The 16,195-nt window shown below is 71.0% G+C and carries 15 protein-coding genes; 13 read left to right on the plus strand and 2 right to left on the minus strand.

The window, feature by feature from the left end; all coding sequences use genetic code 11:
• The first annotated feature begins 19 nt into the window (after positions 1-19).
• Positions 20-1,609, plus strand: coding sequence for a GH35 family beta-galactosidase (locus AC27LF_RS26110; protein ID WP_479658669.1), 1,590 nt, complete (start codon positions 20-22; stop codon positions 1,607-1,609).
• 311 nt (positions 1,610-1,920) lie between these two features.
• Here the strand turns inward: AC27LF_RS26110 and AC27LF_RS26115 are convergent, their stop codons facing one another.
• Positions 1,921-2,385, minus strand: a complete 465-nt coding sequence (locus tag AC27LF_RS26115) for a nuclear transport factor 2 family protein (protein ID WP_479658670.1) — start codon at positions 2,383-2,385, stop codon at positions 1,921-1,923.
• A 483-nt stretch (positions 2,386-2,868) separates the two neighbouring features.
• Here AC27LF_RS26115 and AC27LF_RS26120 point away from each other — a divergent pair, with 483 nt between their 5' ends.
• The 3 genes from AC27LF_RS26120 (at position 2,869) to AC27LF_RS26130 (ending at position 5,928) form a co-directional block, all read left to right on the plus strand.
• On the plus strand, positions 2,869-3,642 hold the full coding sequence (locus tag AC27LF_RS26120) for a thioesterase II family protein (RefSeq protein ID WP_479658671.1): 774 nt from the start codon (positions 2,869-2,871) through the stop codon (positions 3,640-3,642).
• Positions 3,643-3,703: 61 nt separating this feature from the next.
• Positions 3,704-4,528 (plus strand): cyclase family protein, encoded by an 825-nt coding sequence (locus tag AC27LF_RS26125; RefSeq protein ID WP_479658672.1) that lies wholly within the window; start codon positions 3,704-3,706, stop codon positions 4,526-4,528.
• Positions 4,525-5,928 (plus strand): MmgE/PrpD family protein, encoded by a 1,404-nt coding sequence (locus AC27LF_RS26130; RefSeq protein ID WP_479658673.1) that lies wholly within the window; start codon positions 4,525-4,527, stop codon positions 5,926-5,928. Before AC27LF_RS26125 ends, AC27LF_RS26130 begins: the two co-directional genes overlap by 4 nt.
• 13 nt (positions 5,929-5,941) lie before the next feature.
• Here the strand turns inward: AC27LF_RS26130 and AC27LF_RS26135 are convergent, their stop codons facing one another.
• Positions 5,942-7,009, minus strand: a complete 1,068-nt coding sequence (locus tag AC27LF_RS26135; protein WP_479658674.1) for a hypothetical protein — start codon at positions 7,007-7,009, stop codon at positions 5,942-5,944.
• Between the two features lie 367 nt (positions 7,010-7,376).
• Here AC27LF_RS26135 and AC27LF_RS26140 point away from each other — a divergent pair, with 367 nt between their 5' ends.
• The 9 genes from AC27LF_RS26140 to AC27LF_RS26180 all read left to right on the plus strand — a co-directional run bounded on the left by AC27LF_RS26140 (position 7,377) and on the right by AC27LF_RS26180 (position 15,903).
• The gene (locus AC27LF_RS26140) at positions 7,377-8,600 is read left to right on the plus strand and encodes a CaiB/BaiF CoA transferase family protein (RefSeq protein ID WP_479658675.1); all 1,224 of its coding nucleotides are present in this window, start codon (positions 7,377-7,379) and stop codon (positions 8,598-8,600) included.
• Positions 8,597-9,541, plus strand: a complete 945-nt coding sequence (locus AC27LF_RS26145) for an HpcH/HpaI aldolase/citrate lyase family protein (protein ID WP_479658676.1) — start codon at positions 8,597-8,599, stop codon at positions 9,539-9,541. Before AC27LF_RS26140 ends, AC27LF_RS26145 begins: the two co-directional genes overlap by 4 nt.
• Complete coding sequence (locus tag AC27LF_RS26150) at positions 9,538-10,644, plus strand: phenazine antibiotic biosynthesis protein (RefSeq protein ID WP_479658677.1); 1,107 nt, start codon at positions 9,538-9,540, stop codon at positions 10,642-10,644. Before AC27LF_RS26145 ends, AC27LF_RS26150 begins: the two co-directional genes overlap by 4 nt.
• Positions 10,645-10,678: 34 nt before the next feature.
• On the plus strand, positions 10,679-11,740 hold the full coding sequence (locus tag AC27LF_RS26155) for a TauD/TfdA family dioxygenase (RefSeq protein WP_479658678.1): 1,062 nt from the start codon (positions 10,679-10,681) through the stop codon (positions 11,738-11,740).
• Positions 11,741-11,853: 113 nt separating this feature from the next.
• Positions 11,854-12,510 (plus strand): O-methyltransferase, encoded by a 657-nt coding sequence (locus AC27LF_RS26160; RefSeq protein ID WP_479658679.1) that lies wholly within the window; start codon positions 11,854-11,856, stop codon positions 12,508-12,510.
• 72 nt (positions 12,511-12,582) lie between these two features.
• Positions 12,583-13,452, plus strand: coding sequence for a 3-hydroxyacyl-CoA dehydrogenase family protein (locus AC27LF_RS26165; protein WP_479658680.1), 870 nt, complete (start codon positions 12,583-12,585; stop codon positions 13,450-13,452).
• The gene (locus tag AC27LF_RS26170; protein WP_479658681.1) at positions 13,449-13,703 is read left to right on the plus strand and encodes an acyl carrier protein; all 255 of its coding nucleotides are present in this window, start codon (positions 13,449-13,451) and stop codon (positions 13,701-13,703) included. Before AC27LF_RS26165 ends, AC27LF_RS26170 begins: the two co-directional genes overlap by 4 nt.
• Positions 13,700-14,821 carry an acyl-CoA dehydrogenase family protein gene (locus AC27LF_RS26175; protein ID WP_479658682.1) on the plus strand — a complete coding sequence of 374 codons (1,122 nt, stop codon included), beginning with the start codon at positions 13,700-13,702 and terminating at the stop codon, positions 14,819-14,821. Before AC27LF_RS26170 ends, AC27LF_RS26175 begins: the two co-directional genes overlap by 4 nt.
• Positions 14,818-15,903, plus strand: a complete 1,086-nt coding sequence (locus AC27LF_RS26180; protein ID WP_479658683.1) for an HAD-IIIC family phosphatase — start codon at positions 14,818-14,820, stop codon at positions 15,901-15,903. Before AC27LF_RS26175 ends, AC27LF_RS26180 begins: the two co-directional genes overlap by 4 nt.
• Positions 15,904-16,195: the final 292 nt, after the last annotated feature.

Here is a 16,195-nt window from a genome sequence, read left to right on the forward strand (position 1 = left end):
GACCGATTGGACCACGCCCTTGAAAGACCACTTCATCGACGCCGCCACGGGCCAGCTGGTCGTGGACGGCGAGCCCTACCTGATTCGCGGCATCGAGCTTCACAACTCGACGTCGTCCAGCGCGGAGTACTTGCAGCCGCTGTGGGAGCGGATCGCCGACGCCGGGGTGAACACCGTTCTTGCCCCGGTGAGCTGGGAACTCGTAGAGCCGCACGAAGGAGAGTTCGACTTCGGCCTGGTCGACGCGATGCTCTCCGGCGCACGCGAACACGGGCTCAAACTGGTGCTTCTCTGGTTCGGGAGCTGGAAGAACGGCTCGTCGAGCTACACGCCTGCTTGGGTCAAGCTCGACGCCTCCCGGTTTCCGCCGCAGATCGACGAGGCCGGCAACCCGCTGGACAACCTCAGCCCGTTCTCCGCGGCCAACCGCACCGCTGACGCTGGTGCGTTCGCCGTCTTCATGGAGCACCTTGCACGCGTCGACAGCCGCGAGAAGACCGTGATCATGGTGCAGGTGGAGAACGAGGTCGGCCTTCTCGGTGCCGCACGCTCCCACGGAGCAGACGCGGCGGCCGCCTGGGCGGCTCCCGTACCGGCCGCCCTTGCAAACGCCCTGCGCACCGGAGCCTTCCCACACGTCCACGCCCCTGACGAACCGTCCACCCCGACGTGGGACAGCCTGACGGGCGACGCCGACCGCAAGGCCGAGCTGTTCATGGCCTGGCACTACGCGGCCTACGTCGAGCACGTTGCCGCCGCGGGCCAAGAGCGCTACCCCATTCCGCTGTTCGTCAACGCGTGGCTGGACTCGATCGTGCCGGACGTGCCCCAGTCCGCGGACGTCGCCTTCGCCGGCGGCCAGGGCCCCGGTGTGTTCCCCAGCGGGGGACCGCTCCCGCACGTCGGCGCGGCGTGGAAACTGGCCGCACCCTCGATCGCCTTCCTCGCGCCGGACGTGTACTTCGGTGACTTCGAGATCCCCTTCAAGGGCTACGCGGATACCAACACCACCTTGTTCGTGCCCGAGATGCGCGCCGACGGTCACGGCGTCTCGTACAGCTTCCTCGCCATCGGAAAGTACGGTGCCATCGGAGTCTCGCCGTTCGGCTTCGACTCCCTCGACGAGGACGAGACCCTTGACCTGCGCCGCACCTACGCTCAGCTCGCGGCGCTTGAGAAGGACATCCTCGCGGCCCGGACCCAGGACCGCGTGCGCGGCTTCCGGGTGACGGCTGGTGACGCGGAGACGGTCACCCTCGGCGGGTACGAGTTCGTGATCAAAGCCCTCGCAGAACGCGGTGGTGGCGAGACCATCGGCTACGGGCTTCTGCTGCACAGCGGTGAACACATGTTCATCGCGGCCGGCCACAACTTCACGGTGGACCTTCGGCCGCGGGACGACCAACCGGTCGCCGTCCTGCAGGCGGACGAGCTGGTGATCCGCAACGGTGTGCTCGTGCCGCAGAGGAGGCTCAACGGCGACGAGACCTCCGCCGGAACCCAGATCCGGGTCTCGGACAACCCGGCCCGCTCACACGGATTCATGCCCATGAGCGGGACCAGGTCCGGTGTGGTGCGCTTTTCGGTGTACTCCCGCAAGAAGAGCTAGGAAACCGCCGAATCGCGAGCCGGCGGCTGGTGGCGGCGGACCGCGCCTGATCCGGGCCGCCGGCCGTGGCAAGGCGAGAACGGAGCCGCACGTCCCCTTCGTCGTGAACCGGGGGTTGCCGTCGGTGCCCGGACGAACAGAGGCGACAGCCGCCACCTTCCAGCTCTGGCACTGGCACGATGACGGCGAGCACTACGACTTGGAGCACTTCCCACTCGTTCCGGCAGACCGGCTTCTTCCAGCCGCTGCTCGTGGCCCGCGCCGGCGGTGGGCCCGCGGCGGCGTCCTCGCGGAGGTGGACGGTGGGTTGGTCAGGATGACTCCGACCGTGGCCTTGGACCAGGCGATTCCAGGGCGGTGCCGGTTGCGCCGGGGGTCGGGCGGCGCTGTTCGCCGGAGCCGGCTCCGGTCCACACGGAGGCATCGAGGTAGGTGCTGTCGGAGGTGACGAGGCCGTCGGTGATGGTCCAGATCGAGCACCAGTAGGTGCGGCGGGTCGAGCCGGACTCGGTGTCGGTGAAGGTGCAGGTGCCTTCTACGGTGACGGTGTCGTCGCCGGTGTGCAGGAGGCGGGTGATCGCGGCCCGGCGGTCGGGCGCGATGGCGAGGACGTTCGATTCGACTTTGTGGAACTTGTCGCGGTCGGTGATGGCGAGGACGCCGTTGATCTTGATCCGGAGGTCGTCCGGGTAGCACTGGTCGATCATGGCGTGCACGTCGGTGTTGTAGAGGTCGATGAGGCGTTCGGCCATCGCTTCGTTGGCCTGCTGGGACATGAGTGTCTCCCTCGTCGGTCACGTGCGGCGGCCGGCCGCGTCGTCGCCTTCCGCGAGGGCCGGGTTGCCGAGGCACTGGCGCACAGCGCCCGGCGTGTGGTGCGGAGTCCCGTACGTGATCGGAGACTTGAGGGCGTCGCGGAGGCTGACGCGGGGCGGGATGCCTGGTCTGGGAAAGGCGTGGTACCGGTGGCACATGGCGACGACGACTCCTCCCCGAGTCGAAGAGGCCGGCGCCGCGACCTCGGCGACGAGAAGTGCTCAGTGATAGCCGGGTGACAACCAACTGTCACTAAATCAGCGACTTGTCGGTCGGGCAAGGGCTCGTCAACACCGTCGCGTCAGCGCCGGGAGCGGCCGTTGAGGCCGTGACCGCTCCCGGTCGGCGGAGACTATCAAGGTGGAGGATGGCCGGCCACCGCTGTCGCGACCTAGCATCCCGGTGCGGCCAAACAACACGCCGTACCGAGGGGACAATGCGACGTGACGGGTTCGACTGAGTATTTCGAGAACTGGGTGTCGACGTTCAACCCGGCCCCGAGCGCGGCGGTACGCCTCGCCTGCCTGCCGCATGCCGGTGGCTCGGCGAGCTTTTTCTTCCCGCTGGCGAAGAAATTCGGTTCCGACGTCGAGGTGATGGCGGTGCAGTATCCCGGCCGCCAAGCCCGGCGGAACGAGCCGGGCATCGACAACGTGCCCGAGTACGCGGACCGCATTTTCGCGGCGCTGCGGCAACTGGCCGACCGGCCGCTGGCGTTGTTCGGCCACAGCATGGGCGCCGTGCTCGCCTACGAGGTGGCGCTGCGGATGCGGGAAGCGGGACTGCCCGCGCCCGCGCGGTTGTTCGTCTCGGGCCGGCGCGCGCCCTCCCGGTACCGCGACGAGCAGGTGCACAAGGGCACGGACGCGCAGATCGTGGCGGAGCTGCGGGGCCTCGGCGGGCCCCACCAGTCCATGCTCGCCGATCCGGAATTGCTCGCCCTGATCCTCCCGGCCGTGCGCGGCGACTATCGCGCCGTCGAACGCTATCGGCACGATCCCGGTGCGCGCCTCGACTGCCCGGTGACGGTGCTCGTCGGCGACGAGGACCCTCGCGTCACCCTCGACGAGGCGCGGGCCTGGGCGGAGCACACCACCGGGCCGACGGAGCTGGAGGTGTTCGGCGGCGGGCATTTCTACCTCGTCGACCACGCCGAAGAAGTGATCGATCTCCTGGCGCGCCGCCTGAACACGCGGGGAGCCGAGCCCATCCGCTGAGCACGCTCGCGACCGGCGTGCGACCGCGGCCGGCCGCCGTGCCGATCCCGGGAGTTGATCCATGACGGACGCACGAACCAGCGCGCTGCTGGCCGTGCTGGCCCAGGGCGTGCGCACGATCGAGCTGGGACACCCGCTGTTCACCGGCATGCCCTGCTCCCCGAACCATCCTGGTTTCCGGATGACGCTGGCGCGCCGGCACGGGGACCTGCTCCGGCCGGACGGCGGCTCGGCCAGCAGCGAGGTGATCGTCACCGGCGGGCACGTGGGCACGCACATCGACGCGCTGTCACACGTCAGTCACGACGGCAGGCTGCACGGTGGCGTGGACGCGGAGACGGCCCAGCGCGGCGGTGTGTTCACCGAACTCGGCGCCGAACAGATCCCGCCGCTCGTCGCGCGGGCGCTGCTCCTGGACGTTGCCGCGGTGCTCGGGGTGGACGTGCTCCAGCCCGGCTACGGCGTCACACGGAAGGACCTGCTGGATGCCGCCGAGCGCGCCGGTGCCCTGCCCGGCCCCGGCGACGTCGTGCTCGTGCGGACCGGATGGGCGGCCCACTTCGCGAGCCCTGAGACCTACCTGGGTCACGCGACCGGCGTTCCCGGCGTGGCCGAGGACGCGGCCGAATGGCTGGCCGCGCAGGGCATCGCGGCCACCGGCGCCGACACGACGGCCTACGAGCGGATCCCGCCGGGCGAAGGCCACCGGACGCTGCCGGTGCACCGCCTGCTGCTGGTCGAGCACGGCATCTACCTGATGGAACACCTCAACCTGGAAGAGATCGCCGCGTCGGGTCTCACGGAGTTTCCCATCGTGGTTTCGCCGTTGCGCATCGTCGGTGGCACCGGTTCCCCGATCCGGCCGATCGCGGTGGTGGGCGCGTGACCCCGGCCGAACGGCTGGGCGCGCTGGCCGAACTCGTCGCGCACGACGGACTGCCGGCCGGCCGGCGGAGCGACGTCGCCGGCCGATTCCTGGACCTGCTCGGCAACTGCCTCGCCGCGCTGTCGGAGCGGCCCGCCGAGGCCGTCGCGGCCACGGTGGGGGAGTGGGGCGGTTCGCCGCAGGCCACGGCGATCGGCTCGGCCGCCCGCCTGCCCGCGCCGTCGGCGGCGCTGGTCAACGGCACGCTCGCGCACTCACTGGACTTCGACGACACGCACCTGCCTTCGGTGCTGCACCCGTCGGCCGCGGTCGTGCCGGCGGCACTCGCCGTCGCGGAGCAGACCGACGCGTCCGGGCCCGCCTTCTGCGACGCCGTGGCCGTCGGGGTCGAGGTGACCTGTCGGCTAGGCATGGCCGGCTACGACGAGCAGAACGCGAACTCGGTGTTCTTCGACCGCGGCCAGCACGCCACCGCGATCTGCGGCACGGTCGGCGCCGCCGTCGCGGCCGGGATGCTGCGTGGGCTGAGCGCCGCTCGGCTGAGCTCGGCCATCGGCATCGCGTGCAGCATGGGATCCGGGATCATCGAGGCCAACCGGACGGGCGGCACGGTCAAACGGGTCCACTGCGGTTGGGCGGCGCACGCCGGGGTGGTGGCCGCGGCGCTCGCCGGGAACGGGATCACCGGGCCGCCCACCGCGCTGGAAGGCCGGTTCGGCCTGCTGCGCGCGTTCTGCGGCGACCGGTTCGACCTCGAAGCCGTGACCCGGGACCTCGGCGAGCGGTGGGAGAGCGATCGGATCTTCGTGAAACCCTATCCCTGCAACCACTTCACCCACGCCGGGGTGGAGGCCGCGTTGCGGATCCGGCGGCGCGCCGTCGATCCCGCCATCATCACCGAGCTCACCCTCGGCGTGCCCGAACCGGTGCTGCGCACCATCGCCGAGCCGATCGAGGACAAACGCCGGCCGCTGTCCGGCTATCACGGCGCGTTCAGCGGGCCGTACACGGTGGCCGCGGCGTTGCTCGGCGGTGGCGGCGTCGGCCTGTCCCACGCCGACTTCACCGACGCCGCGGTGGCCGATCCGGCCCGCCTCGCGCTGGCCGCGAGGGTGACCGCGGTGGCCGACCCGGAGTGCACGCGGATCTTCCCGCATCAGTTCCCGGCCGTGCTCACCGTGCGGCTCGCCGACGGCACCGTGCTTGAGGAACGGGTCCGGCACAACCTGGGCGGCCCGGAAAATCCGTTGTCCGCGGCGGACTTGACGGCCAAGTTCCGCGTGAACGCGCGGCGCGCGGTGGACGACGCGGTGGCCGGTGAACTCGCCGCCCTGGTGACCGGGCTGGCTGCGGACACCGGGCCGGCGGCGATCACCGGCCTGCTGCGTTCGGCGATCTGAACCCGCCGGATTCCTACGGCAGGCCGAGTGGTTCGAGGAACGGGCCCGCGCTGTCTCGGGGCGGTGTGGCCGACCGGTGTTCCAGTTGCCGGGCCAGATCCTGCCAGAACCGCGCATACTCCCGGGCCAACCTGGCCACGGGGACCGACCAGTGATCGGGGATCGCGCAGACGACGTCGGACCGGGTGTTGAGCGCTTCCCGGTTGGCCCGCATCCAGCGGATCAGGAGCCGCCCGCGGTCGTTGAGCCGGATCGAGGGATCCGCCATCAGGTCGACCAGCATGGCCTCGGTGATCTTCTCCAGGTCGCTGGGCCCGGTGGGGCAAGGGGCCGCCGGTCCACCGGGCTCGCCGCCTCGGGCCTGGACCGGCGCCGGTTCCCGGCCCTCGGCGAGCCGGCGCCGCACGTCGAGCACGGTGTTCGGCGAGACTCCGGCCTCACGCGCGATTTCCCGCGCCGACGCGGTCGGGCGCTCGGCGAGCAGCCGACTGGCCCGCAGCCGTCCCTCGGCGGCGTTCACCGGTCGGACGCGGCCGTCGCGGCCGACCCGGGTGCAGGGGCGGGGCCCGGGTTCGGGAAGGTCACGGCGCCGCCCCCGGACGGTCGACTCCGCCAGCCCGGTGACCCCGGCGATCATGCGGTTCGACCACCTTGGGTGGGTGCGCAGGATCCGTGCCGCAGCGTCGATTCGCTCCACGCGCGACAGCGGCAGCCCGTGTGCGGTGTTGAGCCGGACGGCGACGGCGAAAGCGTCGTCGTCCGAACCGTCGTACACAATGGCGGACATATGGTCCCGCTGCTGCGTCAAGGCCGCGCGGACGCGGTGGACTCCGTCGAGGACCCGGCCCGATTGTTCGTGCACGACGATCGGTGGCAGTTCCTCGGTGATCTGGGCGAGGATCTGCACGTGTTCGGTGTTCACCCGGTCCTGCCGTAAGGTGAAATCGAGGTTGAGTGAACTGATGGGAATGCGGCGGACGGTGCTCGTGGCCAGCTGGCCCGACAGCCAGGCAGCCGGTTCGGATTCTGCGAAGGCCGGTGAATCGTCGCCCGGCCGGCAGGTCGTCTCGTCCTGGGACATGGGACTCCTGGTCGTGTCAGAGGGCCCGCGGTTCGCGCGTGATTCAGTGGCCGTGGGCGGTGCTGCCAGCATATTTGTGCCACGGCGACCCGCCAACGCCTGCGCGGGCCCCGCGGCTCGAAACAGCCAGAACTGGTGATGTCGCCGCCACTACCCGATCTGGTGGATTCGAACTCCGCGGGAGCTACGGGAGACAACCGGCTCGTGTCCCGGACGTTCCGTTATGCCGGCGCCGGTGTTCAACTGCGCAAAAAACGCAGTCGAAAACCGCGCCCGAGAATGGCGCGGCGTGCACAACCTTGACCTTCCTCGGTGGGCTTCCGTAATTTCGCCGTGCTCCACCGATGCCCCGAAGGGGAGGGTCTGCATGGCGAGTCCGCGCGGCAGAACCGAAGGTGGCAGGTCGGCCGTGCCCGCTCCCGCGGCACCTCTGGCCGGGCTCACCGTGATCGACGCCTCCACGCTGTTCGCGGGACCGTTCGCGGCGCGACTGCTCGGGGACTTCGGCGCCGAGGTCATCAAGGTGGAACAGCCCTCGGGTGATCCGCTGCGCCGCTTCGGCCATGCGTACGACGACGTCCCGCTGCTGTGGAAGGTGCTGAGCCGCAACAAGAAGAGCGTGGTGCTGGATCTGCGCGAGCCTGAGGACGCGCGGCGGTTCCGCCGGCTCGCCGCCGGGGCCGACGCCCTCATCGAGAACTTCCGGCCGGGCACCCTGGAACGCTGGGGCCTCGGCCCGGAGGTGCTCGCCGCGGCCAACCCCCGGCTGGTGCTGGCCAGGGTCACCGCCTTCGGTCAGGACGGCCCGTACGCACGCCGCCCCGGCTTCGGCACGTTGGCGGAAGCCATGAGCGGGCTGGCGGCGATGTCGGGTGAACCCGACGGGCCGCCCGCGCTCCCGGCGTTCCCGCTCGGCGACACCATCGCCGGCCTGCACGCGGCCCTCGCGGTGCTGATCGCGCTGCGCGCCCGCGACGTGATCGGCACCGGCCAGATCGCGGACATCGCCATCACCGAGACGCTCATCGGCTCACTGGGAGCCCAGCTCACCGTTTACGAACACCTCGGCCTCAAGCCCGAACGGGTCGGCAACCGGTCCAACAACAGTGCGCCTCGGGGCGTCTACCGTTGCGCGGACGACCGCTGGGTCGCCGTCTCCGCCCCCGCGCGCACGGTCGCCGAACGCGTCGTACGGCTGGTCGGCCGCCCCGATCTGGGCGCTGAGCCGTGGTTCGCCACCGGGGTCGGCCGGGCCGAGCACCGCGAGCTGATCGACGACGCGATCCGGCCGTGGATCGCCGCCCGGTGCCGCAACGAGGTCGTGGACGCCTTCGAGGCGGCCGAAGCAGCCGTCGCACCCGTCTACGAGGTCGACGATGTGCTGGCCGATCCGCAGTTCAGGGCGCGCGGTCTCAGCGTGGACGTGCCCGACGCCGAGCTGGGCTCGGTGCGCATGCCTGGGGTCCCGTTCCGGCTGTCCGCCACTCCGGGCCGGATCGACTGGGCCGGTCCGCCGATCGGCGCCCACACCGAGGACGTGTGCGGCTCCGTCGGGTCCGCCCGCTCGACGGCCGGGGAGGCCGGGTCATGACCGACGCCCACGGAAGGCACCGGGTGTTCCGCAGCTGCCTGTACGTGCCCGGCCACCACCCGGACCGGATCGCGCACGCCTACGACACCGAGGCCGACGCGGTGATACTCGACCTGGAGGACGCCGTCCCGGGCCCGCGCAAGGCCGAGGCGCGCGAGATCGTCGCCGAGGCCATGGCCACGCCGGCCGCGAAGCCCACCTACGTGCGGGTCAACCCCATGTCGTCGGGCCTGTGCGAGGACGACATCCGCGCGGTCGCGGGTCCCGCGCTCGCCGGGGTGCGGGTGGCCAAAGTGGACTCGCCCGCCGACGTCCGGCGCGTCGCCGAGGTGCTGCGGGAGCTGGGTCACCCGGCGAAGATCCATGTGCTCGTCGAATCGGCCGTCGCGCTGGAACACGCGTTCGCCCTGGCCACCGCGGAGCCCGAGGTGACGATGCTCGGCCTCGGCGAGTCCGATCTCCGGGCCGACCTCAGCACCACCGCCGAGGGGCCGACCATGGACACCTGCCGGGCCCGCGTGATCGTGGCCGCGCGTGCGGCCGGCCTGCCCAATCCGTGCCAGAGCGTGTACGCCGAGCCCCGCGATCTGCGCGGGCTGCTGGTCACCAGCAAGCACGGCCGCCGGCTCGGGTTCCTCGGTCGTATGGCGATCCACCCGGCGCAGATCCCCGTCATCCACGACGTCTACACCCCGACCACGGACGAGATCGACGACGCGCTGGAGATCTGCGCCGCCGTGGACCTCGCGGCGCTGGAGAGCAGGTCGATCACCATCACGTCGCAGGGGAGGATGGTCGGCCCGCCCGTGCTCGCCCGGGCGAGGCAGGTCCTGGAGCTGGCCACCGCGCTCAACCTGGTCACGGACGTCGCGTGGCCGGTGGAGCGGGAACGAACTTCGGAATCGGCGGATTACATCCGGAACAGCGGAGGTTCTTCATGACCGGCGTCCTGACCGACAAGCGGTGGGCGGTGCTGGACCCGGCGGTCCGCCCGACCGACCCCGAGGGATACCTCAGGACCGCTCTCGAATGGCACTTCGGCGCCGACACCGGCTCGCGGTTCTGGCTTGAGCGCGCCAAAACCCTCGACTTCGACCCGATCCGCGACGTGCGCGGCTACGAGGACCTGACGTTGTTCCCCAACGTCGTCGACGAACTGCGGGGGATTCCCGTCGAGGACCTCATCCCGCGCGGATACGGCCCCCACCCGCCGGCGCCCAAGGTGTTCGAGACCGGCGGGACCACCGGCGCGCCCAAACGCGTGATCCTCATGCCCGACTGGTTCGAGAGCTCGATCGACCGGATGCTCGCCGGTCCCGTGTTCGCCGACCGGGAACCCGGCAACATCCTCATCGCGACGCCGACCGGGCCGCACAAGATCGGCGGCCAGTACGACGACGTGGTGAAGAAGCAGAACACCATCAAGTTCTCCATCGACGTGGACCCACGCTGGGTCAAGAAGCTGATCAGCCGCGGTGAGCAGGACCAGGTGAAGTCCTATGTGGAGCACGTGCTGGACCAGATCGAGCACGTGCTCAAAACCCAGCACGTCGCCCTCCTGGTGATCACCCCGCCGATCCTGCGCGCATGCGCCGGCCGTCCCCGCCTCGTCGAACTCATCAACGCCAAGGTGGCCGTGGTGTTCTGGGGCGGCGCGCACATGACCGCCGACGAGCGGTTCGAACTGTCGCGGGTGCACTTCCCGCAGGTGCGCATGGTGAGCCGGTACAACAGCGCCATGATCCTGGAAGGGGCGGCCGAACGCACCGGGACCGGCGCGGGCGACCAGGTGATCTACGACCCGTACACCCCGGTCGTGATGTTCCGGGTCGTCGATCCCGGGACCGGGCGGACCGTGGACTACGGCCGGCGCGGCCAGGTCGTGATGAGCCACGTCAGCAAGGGCGTGTTCCTGCCCAACAACCTTGAGCGGGACTCGGCGATCCGGGTCCGCGGCCCGGAAGGGCAGTTCGGCGATTCGGTGGCCGATCCCCGGCCGGTCGAGGAGTTCGGCGGCGAACGGGTGATCGAGGGCATCTACTGAGGCGGCCGACGCTTACCGAAAGGACGAAAGAGGGATGTCGACTGTGCTGAACGCGGAACCCGGAGTGTCGCGCGCGCCGCACGAGGAGCCGTGGCTGCACGAGCTGACCGTGCCGGAGGCGGCCGAGATCGACAAGGCGTTCGCCACGCTGCTCGCGAGCGGCAAGTCCGACTTCGCCGCCGGCGAGGCCGATTTCCCGTTACCGAGGGTGGGGCCGAAACTGCGGCGCATCCTGCGGTCGCTGGAGGCCGAGCCGGGCTTCGCGCTGGTTCGCGGGATCCCGGTCGCCGGGAAGAGCGAGGACGAGGTCCGCCGCCTGTACTGGGGGCTCGGCATCTACCTCGGGGTGCCGCTCATCCAGAACAACTCCAACGCGCACATGGTCGACATCCGCGACGAGGGCCGCGCGGGCCCGCTGCGGGTGCACAGCTCGAACCAGCACATCGGATTCCACATCGACTCGACGGACATCGTCGGGTTGCTGTGCCGGCAGGCCGCCGCCCGCGGCGGCACCAGCCTCGTCGTGAGTGCCGAAGCGGTACGGCGGGAGATCTCGTGGGTGTACCCCGAGCTGCTGCCCGCGCTGTACGAACCGATTCCGTTCGCCGACGTCGCCTCCCCGGACGAGCACCACCCCGATTTCTTCCTGTGCCCGGTGTTCGGCCGTCACGAGGGGCGGACCACGACGCGGTTCTACCTCCGCCGGATCCTGCGCAGCCAGGACAACCCCGCGGCGCCGCGGCTGACCGACCGGCAGCGGCGCGCCGTCGAGGCGGTCGAGGAGATCGCGGCCCGGCCGGACCTGGTCACCGCCATGGAGTTCCAGCCGGGTGATCTGCAGCTGATCAACAACCACCTGGTGCTGCACGGCCGGACGCGGTTCGACAACGAAGCGGCGGACACCGGGCGGCACCTGCTGCGCATGTGGTGGTCGGTGCCGTCGAGCAGGCCGCTGCCGCCGGAGTTCGAGGCCGCTTGGGGCACCAGGGAACCCGGCACGCTGCGCGGCGCGGCTCGGCGCTGGCAACTGCACGGGGAGTTCGGCGAGTTCCAGCGGAGGCAGGCCGACGAGTTCGGGGTCGTCATCCCCGCCTGACCGTCCACACCGGCCGGCCGACGTGACGAAGGGACGGCCGGCCGGGACGACTCCGGTCCGGCCGCAGCGCGGAAACGCACTCACTCGCTCCGACATTTCACGAAAGTATCCGCATGGCTCATCAGATCACCGCGAACCAGGAAATACTCGACTACGTGCGGGCCACCTCCCTGCGTGACGACCGGGTGCTCGCCGGGCTCCGGGCCGAAACGGCGACGGTGCCGGCGGCACAGGCGTTGCAGGTGATGCCCGAGGAGGGACAGCTGCTCGCGCTACTCGTCGGCCTCACCGGCGCCCGCGCCGTGCTGGAGATCGGCACGTTCACCGGCTACAGCACGCTGTGCATGGCGCGTGCCTTGCCGACCGACGGACGGCTGGTGACCTGCGACATCGCGGCGAAGTGGCCCGACATGGGCAGGCCGTTCTGGGAGCAGGCGGGGGTGGCGGACCTGATCGAGGTGCGGGTCGGCGACGCCCGTGCCACGCTCGCGGCGCTGCGTGAGGAGGGCGCCGAGTTCGATTTCGTGTTCGTCGACGCCGACAAGGCCGGCTACCTCCACTATTACGAGGAATCGCTGCCCCTGCTGCGCCCGGGCGGACTGATCGTGGTGGACAACACGTTGTTCTTCGGCCGGGTCGCCGATCCGGCCGTGACGGACATCGACACCGTTTCGGTGCGCGAATTGAACACCCGGCTGCACACCGACGAGCGAGTCGATATCTGCTTGCTGCCGATGGCGGACGGAATCACGCTCGTCAGAAAAAAGTGACTCACACATGCGTCACCTTTCCGGGAAAGACGGGACGGTCCGTCGACCGAGCGTTCCCAGTGGAGGAAACAAATGTTGCGCGACGAGGTCGAAGACTTCTCACTCGCCGTTCTCGGCGCGGGCACGATGGGTCTGGGGATCGGCGCGCTCGCCGTGGGGCACGGCGTACCGGTCACACTCGTGGAGACCGACGCGGCCAGAGCCCGTCAGGCGCCGGCCGCGGTCACCGCGCAGTTGCGCATGGCCCAGTTGATGAACGCGCTGCCGGCGGACCGCGAGCGCGGCGAGCTGACCGTCACCGGGTCGCTCGTCGGCACGGCCGGTGCCACAGCGGTGATCGAAGCCGTCACGGAGGATCTGACGCTCAAGGCGAAGGTGCTCGCGGAGACCGCCGCACTGACCGGCGCCGAGGTACCGCTGGTCTCGAACACGTCCTCCATCCCGATCGATGAGCTGGCCGGACACCTGCCGGACGCGGCGCGGTTGATCGGCACCCATTTTATGAACCCGCCCTACCTGATCCCGACGGTCGAGGTCGTCAGGGGCGCGAGCACCGGCGAGGCGACGCTCTCCGCAGTCATCCGGCTGCTCGGCGCCCTGGCGCGCAAACCGGTCGTGGTCGGGGACGGGCCGGGGTTCGTGACCAGCCGCATCCTGCACCCGATGATCAACGACGCGGCCCGCGTCGTGCAGGAGGGCACCGCCACGGTCGAAGCCGTGGACACCTTGATGCGCGAATGCCTCGGACACCGGACCGGTCCGCTGAGCACGGCGGACCTCATCGGCCTGGACAACCTGGCCGACTCGCTGCGGGTGCTGGCCGAGCGCACCGGCGATCACCGGGCGGCACCGTGCGAGCTGCTGCTCGACAAGGTCCGCGCCGGTCACCTCGGCCGTAAGACGGGCCGGGGCTTCTACGACTACGGGAAGGCACAACCGTGAAGACATCCTCCGAGCCGGTGGCCGAGCACGTGCAGGCGTTCCTCGCTGAGCGCACCAGGCAGACCTGGGCGCGGGACATGGACCTCTTCGCCGCCGGCGGCCTGTCGTCCATGTTCGCCATGGAGCTCGTGGTGCACCTGGAGTCCGCTTTCGACATCGTGATCGCCGGTCCGGATCTCGCGCTGGACAACTTCCGCACCGTCGACGCCATGACCGCGCTGGTGCTGCGGCTGCGGGAAGCCGAGCGGTGAGCGACGACCTGGCCGGGCTCGTCGCCGACCGGGTGGGCGACCGGGCGGCGGGCTGGGACGTCGCCGGTGAGCTGCCCCGCGACCTGCTGGCCGAGCTGGGCGGGCTGGGCGTGCTGTGTGCCCAGGTCGGCGTCGAGCACGGCGGCGCGGGACTGGACAGCCGGGCCAACGGCGAGCTGACCGCCGCGGTCGGCGAGCTGTGCGGTTCGCTGCGCAGCGTCATGACCTCCCAGGGCATGGCCGCGTGGGCGATCCGCCGGCTGGGCACCGCCGGGCAGCGCGACCACTTCCTGCGCCGGCTGACCTCGGGGGAGCTGGCCGCCGTCGGGTTCAGCGAACCGGGCGCGGGCAGCGACCTCGCCGCGATGACCACCACGATCACCGACGGCGGGTCCGGTGAACTCGTGGTCTGCGGCCGCAAGGTGTGGGTCACCGCCGCCCACTACGCCGATCTGCTCCTCGTGTTCGGCGGCTACCGGGGCGGCACCACCGCCGTGGTGGTGCCCGCGGACACGCCGGGCGTGCGGGTCGAGCGGGTGCCACACCCCAGCGGGTGCCGTGCGGCCGGGCACGCCGGCCTGGTCCTCGACCACGTCCGCGTGCCGGCCGGCCATGTCCTCGGCGGAGTCGGGCTGCCGTTGCCGCTGGTCGTCACGGCGGCACTGACCTACGGCCGGATATCCGTCGCCTGGGGCTGTGTCGGCATCCTGCGCGCCTGCCTGGCGGCGGCCGTCGAACACACCGGCCGCCGCGAGCAGTTCGGAACTCCGCTCGCCGGGCATCAGCTCGTCGGCCGGCTGCTCGCCGAACTGTACGTCGGCGAGCAGATCGCGACCCGCGTCTGTGAGCACGCCAGCGCGTCATGGGACGAGGGCGCGCCCGAGGTCGCCACCGACGCGGTGCAGGCCAAGTACGTCGCCTCCCGCGAGGCCGCCGCCGGGGCCTCCCGCGCGGTCCAGCTCCTCGCGTCCGCCGCCGCGTCCGACGGCCACGTGGTGGCCCGCGCGTACCGGGACGCGAAGCTGATGGAGGTCATCGAAGGCACCACCGAGATCTGCCAGCTCCTGCTCGCCGAACACGTGCGGGGCCGGGCGGGCACAGTGAGGGGACGGCAATGACCGCGGTGCCGATGGTGAAGTGCCTGATCTGGGACTTGGATGACACGCTGTGGCGCGGCACCCTGCTCGAAGATGACGGCGTGCGGCCGTTCGAGTGGGTGCGGGACGTGATCACCACCCTCGACGGACGGGGTGTTCTGCAGTCCGTCGCCAGCAAGAACGACCACGAGCACGCCTGGTCGAGGCTGGAGGAGTTCGGGCTGGCCGAGTACTTCGTGGTGCCCCACATCGGCTGGGGCCCGAAGTCGCAGTCGGTGCGCGCCGTCGCGGAGCGGCTGAACTTCGCGCACCACACGATCGCCTTCATCGACGACAACCCGGTCGAGCGTGCCGAGGTGGCACACCACCTGCCCGACGTGCGGTGTTACCCGGCCGAGGAGGCCGCGGGGCTGGTCCTGCGACCGGAGTTCAGTCCCGCCGTCGTCACCGTCGACTCCCGCCGGCGGCGGCAGATGTACCGCGCCGGGTTCGAGCGCGACGCCAGCCGGGCCGAGTTCACCGGCCCCGACGAGGAATTCCTGCGCACGCTCGACCTGGAGACGACCATCGGGCGCGCCACCGAGCAGGAGCTGTCCCGCGTCGCGGAACTGACCCTGCGCACCAGCCAGATGAACGCCACCGGCGTGCACTACGACGACGCGACGCTGCGCGGTCTGCTCGCCGATCCCGGCCACGAGGTCCTGGTGGTGACGATGGTGGACCGGTTCGGTCCGTACGGCGCCGTCGGCATCGTGCTGCTGGCCCGGCACGAGCGGGCCTGGCACCTCAAGCTGCTGGCGACCTCGTGCCGGGTCGTGTCACTCGGCGTCGGCTCGGCCCTGCTGAACTGGCTGTCCGACCAGGCCGCCCGCGCCGGTGTGCACCTGGTCGCCGACCTCCGCCGCACCGAACGCAACCGCATGATGGAGATCGCCTACCGGTTCGCGGGATTCACCGAGCACGAGTGCGCCTGCGCGGCCGGCCTGCCTGCGCCGGGCGTCGACGGCGTCGAGCGCCTGCACCTCGTGCCGGCCCGCCGCTCCGCGCCGAGCACCCTGACCCTGACCTCGCCCGACCTGACCAGCGCCGCGCTGCCCCGCTGACGCCGGGGGCGGCCGCAGCGGGAACCGAAGGGGACGTCGCGCCCGGCAGGTGAACAGGCCGTGCCGAGGGTGTGCTCACCGGCCCCGGTCGGCCGGTGGCGTCCTGGTGGCGTACGAGGGTGTCCGCCCGGGCCCGCAGTGGCGAAAAACCGCCGGAACTGGTGATGCCGGTTCCGTCGCGGGACATGGTGGAATCGTGCGTCACGTGCGCAGCCCGGCGGAAACGGCCGACGGCCGACCGGAGCGCCCAAGAACCGCCCGCCGAACATCACGGGTGCGACGAGACGCCGGC

Source organism: Streptomyces diversicolor, assembly GCF_057537855.1.